Here is a 20,198-nt window from a genome sequence, read left to right on the forward strand (position 1 = left end):
GAGCTTATCGGCCCGCGCTGACATCCTCGTCCGGTACTTCGAACGCGGCAGGCTCGTCCAGGAGCAGCCGCTCCAGCGCGGCCCGCTCCGGGAGATCGTCCGGCCGGACGATCTCGCCACTGCGCACGTACAGGAAGGCGGCCCCGACGGCCTCCAGCGGAACACCCTGCTGCTCGGCCCAGGCCAGGCGGTAGACGGCGAGCTGGAGGGGGTCGGCGGTGTGGGCGCGGTGGGTCTTCCAGTCGATGATCTCGTAGGTCGCTTCCGCTCCGTCGCCTTCCTTGTAGACGGCGTCGATCCGGCCCCGTACGACACGTCCGGCGATGTCGAGCTGGAAGGGGGCCTCGACCCGGTAGGGAGTGCGGTGTGCGTACACGGTGTGCTCGAAGGCGTCCTTGAGGGTTTGCAGGTCGCGTTCGTCGGCGATCTCGGCGTCGCTGCCGGGTAGTTCCTCGGGTTCCAGCATGGGGAGCCGCAGTTCCTCGAAGCGGGCCTCGACCCAGGCGTGGAAGCGGGTGCCCCGGCGGGCTGCGGGCTGCGGTGGGCGTGGCATGGGGCGGGCGAGCTCCTGCGCGAGGGCGTCGGGGTCGGCGGCCAGGAGCATCAGCTGGGACGCGGTCAGCGTCGGGGGAAGGACGACGTCCGTGACGCTCTCCCGCGCGCGCAGCAGTTCCCCGGTGAGTGCGTCGAGGTCGCGGTCCCAGGAGGCGACGGCGCGGGCCTCCTCGGGTGTGAGATCCGCTTCGGCGGGGTGTCTGCGTGCGCGGGGCACCGTGGGCGGGTGGTCATGGTCGTGTCCGGTGCGGGGCACGCGCGCGTGGGGCGGGGTCTGTGCGGACGGTTCGGGACGGTCGGTGGTCCAGGCGTCCCAGTCGGCGTCGTCCTCGGCGGGAGAAGCCGCGTCCTCGGCTTCGTCGAGGGGGCCGTCGTCGAGGGGTTCGTCGTCCTCGTACGGAGGCTCGTCGTCCGGCGGCGGGGGCCAGTCCGGGTCGTCGTACGCGTCGGGGTCGTGCGCGGCAGCGGGGTGGCTGTCCTCGCGGGAGGCGAGGGTCTCCAGGTGGGCGAGCACCGTCTCCGCGGCGGCCCGGCGGCGGCGGAACGCGGCGTCGTCCAGGGGCAGGGGCCACAGTTGGTCGGCGGTCGTCGCGTGCAGGGCGGGGTTCTCCTCGTCCTCCTCGGGTTCGTCCGCCCAGACCTCGATCTCGCCGTGCCCGGCGGTGCAGTGGTCGTGGAGGGCCCGCAGGAAGTCGGAGGGGCCGCGGGGCTTCTTCTGGGAGAGGCCCCACCAGTGGCCGGAGCCGAGCAGGAGGGAGCGGGAGCGGGTGAAGGTGACGTAGCCGAGGCGGAGTTCCTCGGTGTGCTGGTGGTCTTTCATCGCCTCCTGGAAGGCCTTCATGCCCCGGGAGTCCCAGGCCTCGATGTCGGGCAGCGTGTCGGTGTCGCCGCGCAGTGCGTGCGGCAGGACCTTGGCCTGGGAGGTCCATCTCTCGCGGCCCCGGTCGCTGGGGAACGTGCCGGTGACCAGGCCGGGGACGGCCACGACGTCCCACTCCAGGCCCTTGGACCTGTGGGCGGTGAGCACCTTGACGGTGTTCTCGCCGCCGGGCAGAGCGTTGTCGAGGCCCTTCTCGTACTGCGCGGCCGTGCGCAGGAAGCCGAGGAAGGCGAGCAGGCTCGCCTCGCTCTCGTGGGCGGCGAACGAGGCGGCGATGTCGAGGAAGTTGGAGAGGGTCTCACGTCGGCGGGCTGCCAGGGCATGCGGGGACGCCGACAGCTCCACCTCCAGGCCGGTGACGGCGAGCACGCGGTGCAGTACGTCCATCAGCGGGTCGGCGAGTGAGCGGCGCAGGTCGCGCAGTTCGGTGGCGAGCCGGGCGAAGCGCACGCGCGCGTCCGGCGAGAAGGGCAGCCCGTCATCGTCGCCCTCGCCTCTCAGAGGTGTTTCCAGGAAGGTGTCGAGGGCGTCCGCGAGCGATATCACCTCGGCGGGATCGACCCCCTCGACGGCCTCGGCGAGCCGGCGGTCCGGGTCGTCGGCGTCACCCACGCGCGCGTGGGACACGAGGAAGCGGGCCCGCCGGCCCAGGAGGGCGAGGTCGCGCGGGCCGATGCGCCAGCGCGGGCCGGTCAGCAGCCGGACCAGGGAGGCGTTGGCCCCCGGGTCCTGGAGCACTTCGCAGACGGACACCAGGTCGGCGACCTCGGGCAGGTGCAGCAGCCCGGAGAGCCCGACGACCTCGACGGGGATGTCCCGGGCGACCAGCGCTCCCTGGATCTCGGCGAAGTCCGTGGCGGTGCGGCACAGGACGGCGATCTCGCCGGGTGCCTTGCCGGTGCGTACGAGGTGGGCGATGGAGTCGGCCAGCCAGTCGATCTCCTCGGCGTGGGTGCGCAGCAGCGCGCAGCGCACCTGGCCGTCGCGTTCGGCGCCGGGTGCGGGGCGGAGTGCCTCCACGCCCGCGTGCATGGCGCGCAGGGGCTCCGCGAGGCCGTTGGCGAGGTCGAGGAGGCGGCCTCCACTGCGGCGGTTCTCGCTCAGTGACTGACGGGCCGCCGAGCCGCCGTCGGCGTGGGCGAAGTGCTCGGGGAAGTCGTCGAGGTTGGCGACGGATGCGCCGCGCCAGCCGTAGATCGCCTGGCAGGGGTCGCCGACCGCGGTCACCGGGTGGCCGGTGCCATCGCCGAACAGTCCTGCCAGGAGGACGCGTTGGGCAACGGACGTGTCCTGGTACTCGTCGAGGAGCACCACCCGGAATTCGTCGCGCAGGACGCGGCCCACTTCGGGGATGCGGGCGAGCGCGGCGGAGAGGGCGATCTGGTCGCCGAAGTCGAGGAGGTCACGCTCGCGCTTGGCGGCCCGGTAACGGGTCACCAGTTCGGCGAGTTCACGGCGGGCCGCGGCCGTCTCCGGGACCTTGCGCAGGTCCGCGTTGGTGAGTTTGGCGCCCTCCAGGGCGCGCAGCAGTTCAGCGTCGTACGCGCGCAGTTGTTCGGGGCGGACGAGGTGTTCGGCAAGTTCGGCGTCGAGGGTCAGGAGGTCGCTGACGAGGTCCGGGAAGGAGCGCGTGAGCGCCGGGTAGGGACCGGGGGCTTCGCGCAGTACGCGCGCGGCGAGCTGGTAGCGGGTCGCGTCGGCGAGGAGGCGGGCGGTGGGTTCGAGGCCGATGCGCAGGCCATGGTCCTTCAGGAGGCGACCGGCGAAAGCGTGATAGGTGGAGATGACCGGTTCGCCGGGAGGGTTGTCGGGGTCGATGACGTCCGGGTCGGTGACGCCCGCCCTGACGAGCGCCTTGCGGACGCGTTCGGCGAGTTCACCGGCGGCCTTGTTGGTGAAGGTGAGGCCGAGCACCTGTTCGGGGGCGACCTGGCCGGTGCCGACGAGCCACACCACGCGTGCCGCCATCACCGTCGTCTTGCCCGACCCGGCTCCGGCCACGATCACCTGCGGGGCGGGCGGCGCGATGATGCAGGCCGTCTGCTCCGGGGTGAACGGGATACCGAGGAGCTCTTTGAGCTGCTCGGGGTCGCTGATACTGGCTGGCACGTCAGAGAGGCTAACTGCGGCCACTGACAGTGGGGGCCAGGTTCGCCGTTCGGGGCGGCGGAAGCGCAGGCCGGCGCAGGTGGTGCCGTACATCACTCCCGTACGGGCATCACCCTCGTACAGGTCCGGCCGGTGTCAGTCGACGACGTGTCGGCCTTCCGGGCGGGCGCTGCACGATGCCCGGAAGGAGCAGTGCGCGCAGTGCTGTCCGGCGGTCGGGGTGAACCGTTCGTCGAGCACCTTGCCGGCGGCGGTGGCCAGGAGGTCGCCGACCCACTCCCCCTCCGCGCCTCCCCCTCCCTCAAGGGGGGCCTGGGCCTGCACCTTGGGCAGTGTCTCGCCGCCGTCCCGCTTCGCGGCGCCCTGGCGCAACTGGACGAGTTCGGCGCCGCCCGGTTCGGGGCGCACACCGTCGAAGGCTTCGTCGACGGCACCTTCGCGGACGGCGAGCTGGTAGACGGCGAGCTGGGGGTGGCGGGCCACCTCGGCGGCGGTGGGCGTCTGTTTGCCGGTCTTGAAGTCGACCACGTAGGCGCGGCCCTCGCCGTCGGCCTCGACGCGGTCCATGGAACCGCGGATGCGCACTTCGTATTCGCCGGCTCCGAGGGTCACGTCGAAGTCGTGCTCGCTGGCCACGGGGGTGCGGCCGGTGCGACTGGAGTCGACGTGCCACGTCAGGAAGCGTTCGAGCGCCACCCGCGCGTGCTCCTTCTCCTGCGTCGACTTCCAGGGCGCGTCGAAGGCGAGCGCGTTCCACACGGAGTCGAGGCGTTCCATGAGGACGGCGAGGTCGGCGGGGGTGTGTCCGGAGGCGACCTCGTCGGCGAGGACGTGCACCACGTTGCCGAATCCCTGGGCGGCGGTCGCGGGGGCGTCGGCCTTCACCTCGCGGCCCAGGAACCACTGCAGGGCGCAGGTGTTGGCGAGTTGGTCGAGGGCACTGCCGGAGAGCACGACGGGCTGGTCCCGGTCGCGCAGCGGGACCTTGCTCTCGGTCGGCTCGTACATGCCCCACCAGCGGTAGGGATGGGCGGACGGCACGAGTGGGCGGCCCTCCTCGTCGGTGAGCGCGGCGAGCCGGGCCAGGCGGCGGGCGGCGGCCTCTCGGATGGAGGCGGACCCGCGCGGGTCGACCGTCGTGGCGCGCAGTTCGGCGACGAGGGCGGCGACGGAGAGGGGGCGGCGCGGGCGGCCCGTCACCTCCTTGGGTTCGACGCCGAGTTCGGTGACGAAGCGGGAGGGCTGGTCACCGTCGTCGGCGGGAGCCTTCACCGCGGTGACGACCAGGCGTTCACGCGCACGCGTGGCGGCCACGTAGAACAGCCGCCGCTCCTCGGCGAGCAGTGCTCCCGGGGTGAGCGGCTCGGCGAGGCCGTCGCGGCCGATGCGGTCCGCCTCCAGGAGGGAGCCGCGGCGGCGCAGGTCGGGCCACAGACCCTCCTGGACACCGGCGACGACCACAAGGCGCCACTGAAGGCCCTTGGAACGGTGCGCGGTCATCAGACGGACGGCGTCGGGGCGCACGGCACGGCGGGTGAGGGTGTCGGCCGCGATGTCCTCGGCGTCGATCTCCTCCAGGAAGTTGAGCGCGCCACGCCCGCCGGTGCGCTCCTCCGCGCGCGCGGAGGTCGCGAACAGCGCGCACACGGCGTCGAGGTCGCGGTCGGCGTTGCGTCCGGCCGCGCCGCCACGCCGGGCGGCCCGCTCCAAGCGTCCTGGCCAGGGTGTGCCGTTCCAGAGGTCCCAGAGGGCTTCCTCGGCGGTGCCGCCGCCCGCGAGGCGCTCCCGTGCCTTTCTGAGCAGTGCGCCGAGGCGCTGGGCACCGCGCGCGTACGTCGGGTCGTGGGAGACCAATCGTTCGGGCTCGGCCAGCGCACGGGCCAGAAGTTCGTCCGAGGGCCGCGGTACGGGGTTGCCCGCCGTCCGTTCCTCCTCGCGCAGGGCGCGGCCGAGGCGGCGCAGATCGGCGGCGTCCATGCCGGCGAGAGGCGAGGTGAGGAGGGTGAGGGCGGTTTCGGTGCCGAGCCAGGCGGTGGCTCCCGGAGAGACGGCGTCGGCGTCCTCGCCGTCGCCGTCCCCTGTCAGTTGGGCGCCCGTCTCCTCGTCCGCTCCCGACACCGCCGCAGTGGCCACCGCGCGGAGCGCCGTCAGCAGCGGTGCCACCGCCGGTTCGTGGCGCAGGGGAAGGTCGTCGCCGTCGATGTCCAGGGGGACGCCGGCGGAGGTGAGGGCGCGCCGGACCGTCGGGATCGTACGGCCGCCGGCGCGCACCAGGACGGCCATCTCGCCCCAGGGGACACCGTCCTCCAGATGTGCGCGGCGGAGGATGTCGGCGATGTTCTCCAGCTCCGTACCGGACGTCGGGTACGTGCAGACCTCGACGCGGCCTCCGTCCCGGACCGGGGCGAGTCCGCGGTGGGCGCGGACCTTCTCGGCCGGGAGACGGGTCAGGGGCATGCGCTGGGTGAGGAGGCGGGTGGCGGTCAGCGGAACGGCGGCGGAGCGGCGGGACGTCCTGAGGACCTCGACCGGGGCGGGGCGGCCGTCCGCGCGCGGGAAGGCGTCCGGAAAGTTCAGGATGCCGTTGACGTCCGCCCCGCGGAACGCGTAGATCGACTGGTCGGGGTCACCGAGCGCGACGAGTGTCCGGCCGCCTCCGGCGAGCGCCTGCAGCAGTCGCACCTGTGCGGGGTCGGTGTCCTGGTACTCGTCCACGTAGACGGCGTCGTAGCGGGCGGCGAGCTGCCCTGCGGTGTCGGGGCGGGTCGCGAGGAGTACGGCGCGGTGCACGAGTTCCGCGTAGTCGAGCACTCCTTGCATGTCGAGGACGTCGAGGTACTCGGCGAGGAAGGCGGCGGCGGCACGCCAGTCGGGGCGGCCGATGCGCCGGGCGAAGGCGTCCAGCGCGTCCGGGCCGAGGCCCAGCTCGCGGCTGCGGGCGAGGACCGCGCGGACCTCGTCGGCGAAGCCCCGGGTGGTGAGACAGGCGCGCAGCTCGTCCGGCCAGCGGACGTGGGCAAGGCCGAGCCGCTCCAGGTCGGGCTGGCCGGCGAGCAGTCCGCGTACGGCCACGTCCTGTTCGGGGCCGGAGAGCAGCCGCAGGGGTTCCACGAACAGGTCGCTGTCCTGGTGGGCGCGGACCAGGGCGTAGCAGAAGGAGTGGAAGGTGGTCGCGCGGGGAGCGCGTGCGGCTCCGATACGCAGTGCCATACGGTCGCGCAGCTCGACGGCCGCCTTGCGGCTGAACGTCAGCACGAGGGTCCGCTCGGGGTCCCCGCCCCGGGCGATCCGGGCGGCCACGGACTCGACGAGGGTGGTGGTCTTCCCGGTGCCCGGACCCGCGAGGACGAGCAGCGGGCCCCGTACGTGGTCAACCACCGCGCGCTGTGCGGCGTCCAGAAGAGGGGGATCCTGCCGCGTGGGCGGGGTGCGCACCAGTCGGTAAGCGCCACGGTTCCCCTGTCGCCCCTGAGGGTGCGACAGGCGCCTGGTGGAGGAAGAGGAGCTCACGTGGTTCGCCGGTCCTGGTGGGTGTGCTGGTTGGCTGACCGCGTGGAGGGCGGTGGCCGGGAGGTGAGGGGGGTGAGTGCAGCCGACGGTACGCCGACGGGCGGTCCGGAAGCAGGGCTTCCGCTTGTTCCCTCCCGCCCCGAGCGTCACCCGGGCCCCTCGCCCCACGAACGTACGCCATGGCACGGACGTGCCCGGTTTACCCCGTACGGGCCACAGGTCCCCCTGATGCCCGTCCGATGGCGGAAGCTGTCAGGTGTGACCCTCCGCCCGCTCCCCGCCGTCCCACCGCGCCCGTCTCATGTCGAGGCGCGGCAGATGCCCCTCGGTGGCCCTGCTCGCCTCCTTCAGGGGTGTGCCCTCCGCGCGGTAGTGGTCGAGAGCCTCCAGTTCGTGCCCCGGGAGCAGGACGCCGTCCGCGCGGACGACCCGCCACCACGGAACGGCCCCTCCGTAGAGGGCCATCACGCGCCCGACCTGGCGCGGTCCGCCCTCCTCCAGCCACTCGGCCACATCGCCGTACGTCATGACACGCCCGGGCGGGATCAGTTCCGCGGCCTCCAGGGCCCGCTCGGCGTACTCCGGCAGGGCATCCGCCGGACGGCTCTCGTCGCTCATCCGGCCCATCCTGCCCCACCCCACCGACAATGTGACGAGACGGCGACCGTGGGTGTTCCTCGCCCCGAAGCGGCGCTTGCGGCAGACTGTGCGCCCCCGCGTTGCACCCTGATGCCCCTGTGTGTCAGTGGGGCATGCCACCATCGTGCGGGCGGTGACCGGTGATACGAGACCAAGAAGAGACCATGAAGCAGCAGGGCGTGCACCCCGAAGGCACGGAGGACACCTCTGAGGTCTCGTCGCGCCCCGGTGCGGACGGCGCCGGCCACGAGCACGAGCGGACACCGGCCGAACCGGCCGCCGACTGCGCCGACGACGACGCCCACGCCGAGGAGGTCGAGGGCGACGAACCGCTGCTCCCCGCGCGCGTGCACCGCCCCTCCGATCTCATGCGGTTCCTGGCCGGCATCTTCGCGATCGTCGTCCTGCTCGCGATCGCCGCGTTCGCGCACGGCACCACCTCGGGGCTCGAACAGGACATCAGCAAGGGCACCGGCCAGGCTCCCGACCTGCTGATCAAGATCGCGGGACTGGCGTCGAGCATCGCGATCCTCCTGGTGCCGGTGGCCTTCGCGATCGAGCGGCTGATCAAGCGGGACGGGCTGCGCATCGCCGACGGTGTGCTCGCGGCGGTCCTCGCGCACGGGGTGACCCTTGCCACGGACCTGTGGGTCGCCAAGGGAGCCCCGGACTCCATCCAGGAGGCACTGACCCAGCCCTCCCCCGGCGACATCCTCGCCCTCACCGACCCGGTGCACGGCTATCTCGCTCCGGTCATCGCGTACATGACGGCCGTCGGCATGTCCCGTCGGCCGCGCTGGCGCGCCACCCTGTGGGTGGTGCTGATGCTCGACGCCTTCTCGATGCTGGTCACCGGCTACACGACACCGTTCTCGATCATCCTGACGGTGCTGATCGGCTGGTCGGTCGCGTACGGAACCCTGTACGCGGTCGGCTCACCGAACGTGCGTCCCACCGGGCGCAACCTGATGGCGGGCCTGCGGCACGTCGGCTTCCGCCCGGTGAGCGCGGCTCGTGAGGAGGTGCCGGAGGCCACGGACAGCGGTGACCGCGGCCGACGCTACTTCGTCACCCTGGAGGACGGCCCCCCGCTGGACGTCACCGTGGTCGACCGGGAGCAGCAGGCGCAGGGCTTCTTCTACCGCATGTGGCGCAACATCACGCTGCGCGGCCTGACCACCCGCAGCAGTCTCCAGTCGCTGCGCCAGGCACTGGAGCAGGAAGCTCTCCTCGCGTACGCGGCGATCGCCGCCGGGGCCAACGCGCCCAAGCTGATCGCGACCTCGGAGCTCGGCCCCGATGCCGTGATGCTCGTCTACGAGCACACCGGAGGCCGCACGCTCGACTCGCTGGAGGACCAGGAGATCACCGACGAGCTGCTGCGCAACGCCTGGCATCAGGTGAGGGCCCTGCAGTCGCGGCGCATCGCGCATCGCAGGCTCGTCGGCGAGGCAATTCTGGTGGATCGTTCCGGCAAGGTGATCCTCACCGACCTCCGGGTCGGCGAGATCGCGGCCGGGGACCTGCTGCTGCGCATGGACATCGCCCAGCTCGTGTCGACACTGGGCCTGCGCGTGGGCGCCGAACGCGCGGTGGCGTCCGCGGTCGGAGTGCTCGGCCCGGACGCGGTGGCCGACTGTCTGCCGATGCTCCAGCCCATCGCCCTGTCGCGCTCCACGCGCGCGACGCTGCGCAAACTCGCCCGCGAGCGTGCCCAGCGTCAGCGCGAGGCGGTCCTGGAGGCGTCCCAGCAGGCCAAGCAGGCCCGGCTGGAGGCGGCCCACCCCGACCCCGGGCCTGTCGTACTGGAAAAGTCCGACAAAAAGTCCGTGCGGGCGGAACAGCGGGCCGAGAAGCGGGCCATCGACGAGGCCCTGGAGGGTGCCCGCGAGGAGGATCTGCTCGCCCAGATCCGTCACCAGGTGCTGCTGATCAGACCGCAGGCACCGGTCGAACCGGCCCGGCTGGAACGGGTGAGACCGCGCACCCTGATCAGTTTCATCGCGGGCGCGTTCGGCGCGTACTTCCTGCTCACCCAGCTCACCCACATCGAGTTCGCCACTCTGATCGACAACGCCGAGTGGGGCTGGGTCATCGCGGCCGTGCTGTTCTCGGCGCTGAGTTACTTCGCCGCGGCGATGAGTCTGCTCGGTTTCGTCCCGGAGCGGGTGCCGTTCATGCGGACCGTGGCCGCGCAGGTCGCCGGGTCGTTCGTGAAGATCGTGGCACCCGCGGCGGTCGGCGGTGTGGCCCTCAACACACGTTTCCTGCAACGCGCGGGCGTGCGGCCGGGGCTCGCGGTGGCCAGTGTCGGCGCGTCGCAGCTGTTCGGGCTCGGCTGCCACATCCTGATGCTGCTGGCGTTCGGCTATCTGACGGGCACCGAGAAGACGCCGTCGCTGTCGCCGTCCCGGACGGTCATCGCGGGCCTGCTGACCGTGGCGGTGCTCGTCCTCGTGGTGACCTCGGTACCGTTCCTGCGGAAATTCGTCGTCACGCGCGTGAGGTCCCTGTTCGCCGGTGTCGTACCGCGCATGCTGGACGTTCTCCAGCGGCCCCAGAAGCTGGTCACCGGTATCGGCGGCATGCTGTTGCTGACCGCGTGCTTCGTGATGTGCCTGGACGCGTCGATCCGCGCGTTCGGCGACGAGTCCACCTCGCTCAGCCTCGCCAGCGTCGCCGTCGTCTTCCTCGCCGGCAACGCGCTGGGCTCCGCGGCACCGACCCCCGGTGGTGTGGGCGCGGTCGAGGCGACCCTCACGGTCGGTCTGATCGCCGTCGGCCTTCCCAAGGAGGTCGCTGCCCCGGCCGTGCTGCTCTACCGGCTGCTGACCCTCTGGATCCCGGTACTGCCGGGCTGGCTGTTCTTCAACCACCTGACGCGCAAGGGCTCCCTCTAGGGAGTGCGGGCCTCGCGCCGGTGCTCCCCGGGGCGTGCGCGGTACCTCGTACGGCTCGCGCCCCGAGCGCCCCGTCGGGTACGACCGCAGGATGGGTGCATGCCCAACCCCTTCCGGCCGCGTGCCGCTGCTCTGACGGCCATCGCCCTCCTGCTGACGTCCCTGACGGCAGGCTGCAGCGACGATTCCGGATCCGCGGAAGAGAATCTGCCGGCCCAGAAGCTCGGTTGGAAGGACTGCCCCGCGCCGTCCGAGTCGGAGGGCGGCGGCGAGGCGCCGTCCCCGCTGCCGGGCGGCGACGCCTGGCAGTGCGCCACCATGAAGGCACCGCTGGACTGGGCCGAGCCGAAGGGTGAGACCATCGGGCTCGCGCTGATCCGGGTGAAGGCGAGCGGCGACGCGAACAAGCGCATCGGGTCCCTGATCTTCAACTTCGGCGGGCCCGGCGGCTCGGGAGTCACCACGCTCCCCGCGTTCGGCACGGACTACGCGACCCTGCGCACGCGCTACGACCTGGTGAGTTTCGACCCGCGCGGAGTGGGCCGCAGTGCCGGTGTGCGCTGCGAGGACGCCGAACAGCTCGACACGTACTTCCAGCAGGACGCGACGCCCGACGACGCCGCCGAACGCGCCGAACTGCTGGACAACACCAGCAGGTTCAACGCGGCCTGCGAGAAGAACTCCAAGAGGGTGCTCCCGCACGTGCGCACCACCGACGCGGCCCGGGACATGGATCTGATGCGCCAGGTCCTCGGCGACGACAAGCTGTACTACTTCGGCATCTCGTACGGCACCGAACTCGGCGGCGTCTACGCACATCTGTTCCCCAAGAATGTGGGTCGTGCCGTCTTCGACGCGGTCGTCGACCCCACCCAGACACCTGACCAGGGCTCGCTCGGACAGGCCAGGGGCTTCCAGCTCGCGCTCGACAACTTCGCCGAGGACTGCACCTCCAAGACCGAGGACTGTCCGGTCGGCGACACCGCGCAGGATGTCGAGGAGCGGATCGGCAAGCTCCTCAAGGACCTCGACGCCAAGCCGATCCCCGGCATCTTCCCGCGCGAACTGACCCAGAGCGCGGCGGCCAACGGCATCGCGCAGGCTCTGTACTCCCAGGACTTCTGGCCCTATCTCACCGCGGGCCTGGAGCGCGCGTACGACGGTGACGGCAAGATCCTGATGCTGCTGTCCGACTCCATGAACGGGCGCAACCAGAACGGCGAGTACAGCAACATCAGCGCGGCGAACACCGCGATCAACTGCTCCGACACGAAGCCGCGTTACACCGTCGCGGACATCGAGGCGAGGCTGCCCGAGTTCCGCGCCGCCTCGCCCCTGTTCGGCGACTTCCTGGCCTGGTCCATGGTCAGCTGCACGGACTGGGCAGTGCCGGGCGCCGCCGACCACCCCGACGTCAGCGCGCCCGGATCGGCGCCGATCCTCGTCATCGGCAACACCGGCGACCCGGCCACGCCGTACGAGGGCGCGCGGAAAATGGTGGGGGCGCTGGGTGCGGGTGTGGGCGTCGAGCTGACGTACAAGGGGCAGGGGCACGGCGCGTACGACAGCGGGGACCGTTGCGTGCGCGCGGCGGTGAACGGCTATCTGCTGAACGGGAAGGTACCGGGAACCGGGACCGTATGTTCCTAGAAAAGTGCAGGTCAGACGGTTATCCACAAGCTCATACGGCCTCGGCGCGATCCGCCTAATATGGCCGGACCGCCATCCGCTGCTCCGAGCGGACGGCTCGCAGGGGGGGAAGTGACATGTCTCGCTTCGTACGCTGGACGGCCGCTGCCGCCGCCGTGCTACTGGCGGCCGGCTGCAGCAACGGCACATCCGACAGCGGTGACGGCAAGGGGTCCGGCGCCACGACACCCTCGTCGACAACTTCCTCGTCCCGGGCTTCGCCGGCGCTGCCTGCCTCGCTGACCTCGCAGAAGCTCGGCTGGGGCCGCTGCGAGGGCACATCTGACTCCCCCACGCCGGGGAGCGACTGGCAGTGCGCGACGCTCAAGGCACCGCTGGACTACACGAAGCCGGACGGTGAGACCATCGGCCTGGCGCTCATCCGCGCCAAGGCCACCGGAGGCGACCGCATCGGCTCCCTCCTGTTCAACTTCGGCGGACCGGGCCAGTCGGGTATCTCCGTGATGCCCTCGTACGCCGGTACGGTCTCCGCCCTTCGCGAGCGCTACGACCTGGTGAGCTGGGACCCGCGCGGGGTCGGGGCCAGCGAGGGAGTGCGCTGCCGCAGTGACAAGGAGATCCAGGCCGCCGAGTCGGTGGACCCGTCGCCGGACGACGCGGCCGAGGAGAAGGCGTACTTCCAGGACTCGGCCGACTTCGGGAAGGGCTGCGCGCAGTCCGCCGGAAAGCTCCTCGCGCATGTCTCGACGACCGACTCCGCCCGCGACATGGACCTGATGCGCCACGTCCTCGGAGACACGAAGACCCACTACTTCGGCATTTCGTACGGCACCGAACTCGGCGGTGTGTACGCCCACTTGTTCCCGAAGAACGTGGGACGGCTGGTCCTCGACGCCGTCGTCGACCCGAGCGCCGACATGGTGGGACACGCGAAGAACCAGGCCCGGGGCTTCCAGCGCGCCCTCGACGACTACCTGACGTCGACGGGCGAGGACCCGGACCAGGGGTCGCGGCAGATCTCGGCGCTGCTGAAGCGGATCGACGCCGAGCCGCTGCCCACGTCCTCCGGGCGGAAGCTGACCCAGGGCCTGGCCGTCACCGGCATCTTCGTACCGCTGTACAGCAAGCAGAGCTGGCCGGCGCTGACCAGCGCCCTGGAGGCGGCCGAACAGGGCGACGGATCGGACCTGCTGGCCCTCGCCGACGGCTACAACGACCGCGACGCCTCGGGCCACTACGGCACGACGACCCATGCCCAACGGGTCATATCGTGCTTGGACGACAAGCAGCGGCCGACCGCGGCGCAGGCCAGGGAGCGGCTGCCCGAATTCCGGAAGATCTCGCCCGTGTTCGGGGAGTTCCTGGGCTGGGACACGGCCGGCTGGTGCCACGACTGGCCGGTGGCCGGTCAGTACGCCACACCGGAGGTCGGCGCGCCCGGCGCGGCGCCCGTCCTGGTGGTCGGCAACACCGGGGATCCGGCGACGCCGTACGAAGGCGCGCGCGAGATGGCGGACGAACTGGGCAAGGGCGTCGGCGTGGTGCTGACGTGGAAGGGCGAGGGGCACGGGGCGTACGGCAGTGGGAGCGACTGTGTCGACTCCACGGTGAACGCGTATCTGCTGGACGGGACGGTGCCGCGGGACGGCAAGGTCTGTACATGACGGCGGCGGGGGCCCCGGGCACCTGTGGTGCGCGAGACGCCCGCCGGCCGAACAGGAGGAACGGGAGAGACGGTGTGGTGAACCGCGGGTCAGTACACCGGCTTGTGAGGCTCGATCTGGTTGACCCAGCCGATCACACCGCCGCCGACGTGGACCGCGTCCGCGAAACCGGCGGACTTCAGGACCGCGAGGACCTCCGCACTGCGGACACCCGTCTTGCAGTGCAGGACGATCTTCTTGTCCTGCGGGAGGGTCGCCAGGGCGGTGCCCATGAGGAACTCGTTCTTCGGGATCAGCTTGGCGCCGGGGATCGAGACGATCTCGTACTCGTTGATCTCGCGGACGTCGATGATCTCGATGTTCTCGCCGTCGTCGATCCACTCCTTGAGCTGCTTGGGAGTGATCGTCGAGCCTGCCGCCGCCTCCTGGGCCTCCTCGGACACGACACCGCAGAAGGCCTCGTAGTCGATGAGCTCGGTGACGGTCGGGTTCGGGCCGCAGACAGCGCAGTCGGGGTCCTTGCGGACCTTGACCTGGCGGTACTGCATCTCCAGGGCGTCGTAGATCATCAGACGGCCGACGAGGGGCTCGCCGATGCCCGCGAGGAGCTTGATGGCCTCGTTGACCTGGATGGAGCCGATGGAGGCGCACAGCACGCCCAGGACGCCGCCCTCGGCGCAGGAGGGAACCATGCCCGGCGGCGGGGGCTCCGGGTAGAGGCAGCGGTAGCAGGGGCCGTGCTCGGACCAGAAGACGGAGGCCTGTCCGTCGAAGCGGTAGATCGAGCCCCACACGTAAGGCTTGTTCAGCAGCACGCACGCGTCGTTGACCAGGTAGCGGGTCGCGAAGTTGTCCGTGCCGTCGACGATCAGGTCGTACTGTCCGAAGATGTCCATCACGTTCTCGGCTTCGAGCCGCTCTTCGTGAAGGACCACGTTGACGTACGGGTTGATGCCCAGCACGGAGTCGCGGGCGGACTGGGCCTTGGAACGGCCGATGTCCGCCTGGCTGTGGATGATCTGGCGCTGCAGGTTCGACTCGTCGACCTCGTCGAACTCCACGATGCCGAGCGTGCCCACGCCCGCCGCGGCCAGGTACATCAGCGCCGGCGAGCCCAGGCCCCCGGCGCCCACACAGAGCACCTTGGCGTTCTTCAGCCGCTTCTGCCCGTCCATCCCGACATCGGGGATGATCAGGTGGCGGGAGTACCTGCGGACCTCGTCTACGGTGAGCTCGGCAGCGGGCTCGACCAGGGGTGGCAGCGACACGGGGACTCCGTTGGTCGGTCAATCACTACGGTTGTTCTCCCCGTAACACTGCCACGCCCTTCTTCATTCCGAGACACCCGTTCCGAGGCGCGAGACGATGTCGTCCCAGTAGCCGGGCATCGTCTCCCAGGGGTCCGCGCGGCCACCTCGGTCCGTACGGTCGGTGAAGTAGATCGTGGCGGCACCCTGCCAGCGGGCGACGCGCAGCGCCTCGTCGAGATGACCGAGCGGCAGTCCGTGCACGAAGTGGCAGAAGCGCTCGGGCGGATGGTCGGCGGTCCACTCGGCCACCTGCGACCAGCGGTAGTCGCTCCAGTGCCCGGAGAACGTGACGAGCTGGTCGGCGTGCTCGGCATAGTCCGGATGCGGATGGGTGCCGTGGCCCAGGACGATGTGGGTGTCCTCGTGCGCCTCGCGGAGCATGCCGATCGTGCGGCGGGTCTCCGGGAGGGCGGTGCGGTCGGTCGGGCAGCGGTCCAGGAGGAAGCCGTCGGTCCTGTACCAGTCGCGGTGCCGCTGCGCCTCGGTGATCAACTCACCGTGCGTGCGCGCCCCGTGGGCCGTGTCGAGGTGGCCGAGCACGCGGACACCCGAGTTGCGCAGGCGGCCGACGGCCTCCAGGCAGTGCGGATCGGGACGGCTGCCCGGGCCGTCGGCGACGTTGAGGACGACCCAGTGCAGGGGCGTGCCCGGGCGACTCAGTTCGCCCCACTCGGTCGGGGCGACAAGAGGGTGCGCGAAGCCCGGGATGCCGAAGCCGGTGCGTACACCGGTGCTCGCGGTGCCCGCCTTGGCACTGGTCAGATGCGGCATGCCGCCTCCATCCAGATGTCGGCGAGGGACTCCTCCAGGTTGATCCGGGGCCGCCAGCCGAGCCGGTCGCGTGCGGTGCGCACATCGGCCTGCTGCCAGCTGCCGCAGCCGTCCGGGTACGGGTACGCGACCGGGGGTGCGTGGTCCGGATCGGTGCGGGGATGGCCGATGGACGCCCTGAGAGGGCCGGGCGGGCCGTCCAGTTCGTGCAGCGCGCCGCCGTATCCGGCCACGCGGGCGAGGACGGAGGCGGCGTCGCGCAGGCGCACGGCGCGGCCGGAGCCGATGTTGATGACGCCCTGCGCGGCCGAGAGCGAGGCGGCGTGCACGGCCCGCGCCACGTCCCGTACGTCGATGAAGTCGCGCTGCGCGCCCAGGCCGCCGAGCTTGAGCTCGCCGTCGCCGGACTGCATCGCGCGGCGCATCGCCTCGGCGAGACGGCCGAGCGGGGAGCCGGCGGGCGTACCGGGCCCGGCCGGTGAGAAGACGCGCAGGACGACGGCGTCGAGGCCGGAACCGAGAACCAGTTCGGTGGCGGCGAGCTTGCTGACGCCGTACGGCCCACCGGGCCGGGGGACGGCGTCCTCGGCCGTGGAGGAACCGGGCTGGCTGGGGCCGTACTCGGCGCCACAGCCGAGCTGGACCAGACGGGCGCCGCAGCCGCTGCGCCGCAGGGCCTCGCAGACGGTGGCGACGGCGACCGTGTTGTGGCGGGTGAGTTCGCGGGCGCCGCCACGCGTGGCGCCCGCACAGTTGACGACGACTCCGGGGTGGACGGCGTCGAAGAAGCGGGTGAGTGCGCCGGGGCTGCCGGACGCGAGGTCGAACCGGACGTCGGCGTCGTCGCCGCGGCCGAGGGCGGTGAGCTGCACGGCCGGGTCGGCGAGCAGTCGGTCGGCGACGAAGCGGCCCAGATAGCCGTTGGCTCCGATCAGCAGAACCCTCATCGGACGACTCCCTCGGCGGACTCTCCGGCTCCGGGTCGGGAGGTGATCATCGGTGTACTCCTTCGGGGGTTACGGTTTCGTTCGTGATGGAGGGCCGGGCGTCGCGGGTTCGGTCGCCTGCCGTGGTCGTTGGTCCGGGATGTCATCCGGCCTCATCCGGCAGCGCGTGAGCCGACGCCCTGGTCAGCGTGCGGGTGGCGTGGAGCAGGAGGACCAGGACGGCCACTCCGCAGGCCGCCGCCGGGATGCCCGCCGGACTCCAGGCGGCCACGACCGTCTCCACCGGGGTGGCCAGGAAGGCGCAGCCGGGGAGGTGGGACGCGAAGGCGGTGGCCAGGGCCGCTGCCTCCGTCGCGGCTGCCACGCCGAGGACCACTGCCGGGGCGTGGGTGAAGCCGTGTGCCGTGAGGAGGCGGGCCAGGAGGAGCAGGGCGCCCAGCGTGACCGTCGTGGTGTAGGCGGCCGGTTCGTGCAGGACCGCCGCGGAGATCGCCACGAGCGCCGCAGACGCGCACAGGAACAGGGCGAACGCGCCCAGGAGGAGGGGTTTCACGGCTGCCGTGAAGTCCGCCAGGCCACGGCTGGCGCCGAGCTTGCGACGGGCTCCCGCCGCGAAGAGGTGGGCACACCAGGCCGCCGGCGCACAGGCCAGGGTGAGGGCCAGGACCGGGGCGGTGGACAGATCCCGGACGGCGGCCGGGAAGCCGTCGGAACCGCCCGTCAGCGCGGCGGTGAGCAGATCGTCGCCCAGGAGCGCGTACGCGAGGAGCCAGTAGGTCCACGCACGGGTGGAGCCCGGGGTGTGGCTCGGGTAGGTACCGGGGGGCGCCGGGTGGGACCTGGGGCCCAGCGGCCCCCGGCCCAGTGCCGCGCGTACGGCCAGGGCCACGGCCAGGGCGCCCAGCGTCGCCACGGCCAGCCGGACCCGGCCCTCGGTGAGGTGCAGGCCCGTCACCGTCGCCGCGCACAGGGCTCCCGGAAGAAGGGAGAGCAGGGCCCAGTCGGCCCGGACACGGGGTCCGGACGGCGGGGTGGGCCGCTGTGCCGTTTCCGCGTCCCGGGAGACCCGGGCGTACATCTCCTCGGCCAGGGAGAACACGTCCCGGTGGCGGAAACGGGCAGCCGTCCGGTCCGTCACGCCGTGGGCCTCCAGGCCGGCGGCGATCTCCAGGGGGTCCACCGCTCGCACGCACAGCTCGCGGTGTCTGTGCATGAGCGCCTTCACGGGGTCTCCGGTACCCCGGCGCGCGGCACGGGCGGAGGGTGGGGCGGTCTGCGACCGGGTGTGCGTCGTCTCCGTGTCCCGTTCGTTCGTCTCCGTGCCCCGTTCGTTCGACTCCGTGTCCCGTACGTTCGACTCCGCGGCGCCCGTGAGCCACTCCTCCGAGTGTTCGTCCCAAGCTCCGGAGCTGTTCGGTGTCCCCGGGCGGTCCAGTTCTCCCAGCTCGCTCATCGCGCGCCCTCCCCGGCGGGTACGGGGGTCGCCTGTACCGGTGCGGAAGCGCGTCCTGTCGCCCAGCTGGGCCCGCCCCGGGCCACCACGCGTATGTCGGCATGCGTCCAGCGGCCGGGAACGTGGGCCTCCGCCGGGGCGGCGAACGGGAGCGGTTCGCCGGTGTCGTCGAGGACGACCCTGCGGACGGGGCAGCGCGAGACGACCTCCAGGTAAATGCCGCGAAATGCCTCGACGTTCTGCTCGACGGTGAACAGTTCGAGGGCACGGGCGCGTGCGGCGGCGCCCAGGCGTTCGCGGCGCGCCGGGTCGCGCACCAGCGCCACGCACGCCTCCGCGAGCGCCCGCGGATTGCGCGGGGGCACCACGAGCCCCGTTCCGCCGATGATCTCGACCACCGCGCCCACATCCGTCGACACGGTCGCCCGGCCGCAGAACATGGCCTCGACCAGGCTGATCGGGAAGCCCTCGACCACGCTCGACAGGACGACGACCGCGCCGGCCGCGTACGCCTCCGCGAGCGTCGGTGCCTCCGGGCCGCCGATCTCCTCGAACGACACGGGGTTGTCGCCGACCGCGTGGATGCCCTCGGCCTCGTCGGGGAAGAGCTGCGCGGCGAGCGCCCGGCAGTGGCCGAGATACGCCTCGCTCTCGGTCCCCGTGGCCGCGCCGATGATGCGCAGACGGGTCTTCGGTTCCTCCTTGCGGACCTCCGCGAAGGCGTGCAGGAGCGAGATCAGGTCCTTGGCGGGCTCGATGCGGCCGACCCAGATCAGCGTGTCGGGGTCCGCGGTCTCCGGCGACTCGCCCACTTCCGCGAAGTGGGACGCGTCCATACCCGGGTACACGGTCCGCAGCTTCTCCCGGTCGGCCCCGCATCTCTCCTGCCAGCGGCGGGTGTGCGTGTTGCCGGGGGTGACGAGCGCGGCCCGCCGGTAGACCTCCGAGGCCAGCCCGCCGTGGAAGGCCGCGAGCAGGGACCGTACGGCCGGGGCGCTGTCGTCGGCGCCCGAGGCGAGGTAGTGGGCCCGCAGCGGGACCCCGTACTCGGTGACCAGCAGGGGTACGTCGGAGAAGTGGTGGGCGAGCAGTCCGGGGATCGCCGCGGGGCCGCCGGCCGCCGCATGGCAGAGGTCGACCGAGCCGAGTCCGTCGTCCTCGTACCAGTCGAGCGAGAGGGGGCGCAGAGCGCGTTCCAGGTGCGCGGCGACGGTGAGCAGGTCCGGGACGCGCGCCTCGCGCGCCGCTCCCAGCGCGCCGGGCGCACGACAGGCGCGCTCCAGAGCACGGACGGCGGATTCGGAGCGGAGCGCTCCCACCAGACCGCCTTCGTCCCGGGCGAGTTCGGCGAGCCCGTACAGCGCGCTGCCGAAACGGTCCGCCTCAGCGGTGGACTGGTCCGGTCCGCCCGACGCACTCCCCGCGTCGGGGCCACCGCAGAGGGCCGAGGCCAACTCGCCGTAGGCCTCGGCGAATCGCCGTCGGGCACGGCGGCCGTAGACCACCCCGTCGTCCTCGGCCGTCCACAGTGGGGCGGTCCGGACCCGGTTGACCTGCGGCGGCAGTTCGATCCAGCCCTCGTCCTCCTGCCGCTCACTGCGGCTGAGCGCATAGATGTCGAACTCGTGTCCGCCGAGCCCGCGCACGAGCCGGTCGCACCAGAGTCTGGCGTCACCGCTCACATACGGATAGCCACCCTCCGTCAGCAGTCCGATGCGCACGAGCACACCCCCGATCTCCCGTATGGGGAGCCGCCGTTGACCCGGCGGCTCGCAGCGGGACGAACGTATGCGGACATGACGGTGGTGGG

Annotated in this window: 11 protein-coding genes; 3 read left to right on the top strand and 8 right to left on the bottom strand. The window is 71.9% G+C overall.

Annotation, left to right across the window (positions count from 1 at the left end):
• Positions 1–4: 4 nt before the first annotated feature.
• The 3 genes from IEY89_RS10380 to IEY89_RS10390 form a co-directional block, all read right to left on the bottom strand.
• A complete protein-coding gene (locus IEY89_RS10380; protein WP_189147031.1) occupies positions 5–3,544 on the bottom strand; it encodes an ATP-dependent DNA helicase in 3,540 nt (1,179 codons plus the stop codon).
• 135 nt (positions 3,545–3,679) lie between these two features.
• On the bottom strand, positions 3,680–7,054 hold the full coding sequence (locus IEY89_RS10385; RefSeq protein WP_189147032.1) for an ATP-dependent helicase: 3,375 nt from the start codon (positions 7,052–7,054) through the stop codon (positions 3,680–3,682).
• Between the two features lie 252 nt (positions 7,055–7,306).
• Complete coding sequence (locus IEY89_RS10390) at positions 7,307–7,681, bottom strand: MGMT family protein (RefSeq protein ID WP_373287222.1); 375 nt, start codon at positions 7,679–7,681, stop codon at positions 7,307–7,309.
• Positions 7,682–7,857: 176 nt separating this feature from the next.
• Here IEY89_RS10390 and IEY89_RS10395 point away from each other — a divergent pair, with 176 nt between their 5' ends.
• From IEY89_RS10395 to IEY89_RS10405, 3 genes are all read left to right on the top strand, one after another.
• A complete protein-coding gene (locus tag IEY89_RS10395) occupies positions 7,858–10,593 on the top strand; it encodes a lysylphosphatidylglycerol synthase transmembrane domain-containing protein (protein ID WP_189147034.1) in 2,736 nt (911 codons plus the stop codon).
• A 99-nt stretch (positions 10,594–10,692) separates the two neighbouring features.
• The gene (locus IEY89_RS10400; protein WP_189147035.1) at positions 10,693–12,243 is read left to right on the top strand and encodes an alpha/beta hydrolase; all 1,551 of its coding nucleotides are present in this window, start codon (positions 10,693–10,695) and stop codon (positions 12,241–12,243) included.
• Positions 12,244–12,359: 116 nt separating this feature from the next.
• Positions 12,360–13,907: an alpha/beta hydrolase gene (locus IEY89_RS10405; RefSeq protein WP_189147036.1), complete on the top strand. Its 1,548-nt coding sequence runs from the start codon at positions 12,360–12,362 to the stop codon at positions 13,905–13,907.
• An 89-nt stretch (positions 13,908–13,996) separates the two neighbouring features.
• Here IEY89_RS10405 and moeZ read toward each other — a convergent pair whose 3' ends face one another.
• The 5 genes from moeZ to IEY89_RS10430 form a co-directional block, all read right to left on the bottom strand.
• The gene (moeZ, locus tag IEY89_RS10410; RefSeq protein ID WP_189147037.1) at positions 13,997–15,175 is read right to left on the bottom strand and encodes an adenylyltransferase/sulfurtransferase MoeZ; all 1,179 of its coding nucleotides are present in this window, start codon (positions 15,173–15,175) and stop codon (positions 13,997–13,999) included.
• A 63-nt stretch (positions 15,176–15,238) separates the two neighbouring features.
• Positions 15,239–15,988, bottom strand: coding sequence for a spherulation-specific family 4 protein (locus IEY89_RS10415; RefSeq protein WP_189147038.1), 750 nt, complete (start codon positions 15,986–15,988; stop codon positions 15,239–15,241).
• Positions 15,976–16,935: an NAD-dependent epimerase/dehydratase family protein gene (locus tag IEY89_RS10420; protein ID WP_189147039.1), complete on the bottom strand. Its 960-nt coding sequence runs from the start codon at positions 16,933–16,935 to the stop codon at positions 15,976–15,978. Before IEY89_RS10420 ends, IEY89_RS10415 begins: the two co-directional genes overlap by 13 nt.
• Before the next feature lie 142 nt (positions 16,936–17,077).
• On the bottom strand, positions 17,078–18,388 hold the full coding sequence (locus IEY89_RS10425; protein ID WP_189147040.1) for a hypothetical protein: 1,311 nt from the start codon (positions 18,386–18,388) through the stop codon (positions 17,078–17,080).
• Positions 18,385–20,109, bottom strand: a complete 1,725-nt coding sequence (locus IEY89_RS10430; RefSeq protein WP_189147041.1) for a DUF3492 domain-containing protein — start codon at positions 20,107–20,109, stop codon at positions 18,385–18,387. Before IEY89_RS10430 ends, IEY89_RS10425 begins: the two co-directional genes overlap by 4 nt.
• Positions 20,110–20,198: the final 89 nt, after the last annotated feature.

This window comes from Streptomyces lacrimifluminis, assembly GCF_014646095.1.
Taxonomy (GTDB): Bacteria; Actinomycetota; Actinomycetes; order Streptomycetales; family Streptomycetaceae; genus Streptomyces; species Streptomyces lacrimifluminis.

What these genes read in the sequence shown, in the direction of transcription:
- IEY89_RS10390 (WP_373287222.1), bottom strand. Translation starts at nt 7,681, where the DNA reads ATGGGCCGGATGAGCGACGAGAGCCGTCCGGCGGATGCCCTGCCGGAG.
- IEY89_RS10420 (WP_189147039.1), bottom strand. Translation starts at nt 16,935, where the DNA reads ATGAGGGTTCTGCTGATCGGAGCCAACGGCTATCTGGGCCGCTTCGTC.
- IEY89_RS10405 (WP_189147036.1), top strand. Translation starts at nt 12,360, where the DNA reads ATGTCTCGCTTCGTACGCTGGACGGCCGCTGCCGCCGCCGTGCTACTG.
- IEY89_RS10395 (WP_189147034.1), top strand. Translation starts at nt 7,858, where the DNA reads ATGAAGCAGCAGGGCGTGCACCCCGAAGGCACGGAGGACACCTCTGAG.
- IEY89_RS10425 (WP_189147040.1), bottom strand. Translation starts at nt 18,388, where the DNA reads ATGAGCGAGCTGGGAGAACTGGACCGCCCGGGGACACCGAACAGCTCC.
- IEY89_RS10415 (WP_189147038.1), bottom strand. Translation starts at nt 15,988, where the DNA reads ATGCCGCATCTGACCAGTGCCAAGGCGGGCACCGCGAGCACCGGTGTA.
- IEY89_RS10400 (WP_189147035.1), top strand. Translation starts at nt 10,693, where the DNA reads ATGCCCAACCCCTTCCGGCCGCGTGCCGCTGCTCTGACGGCCATCGCC.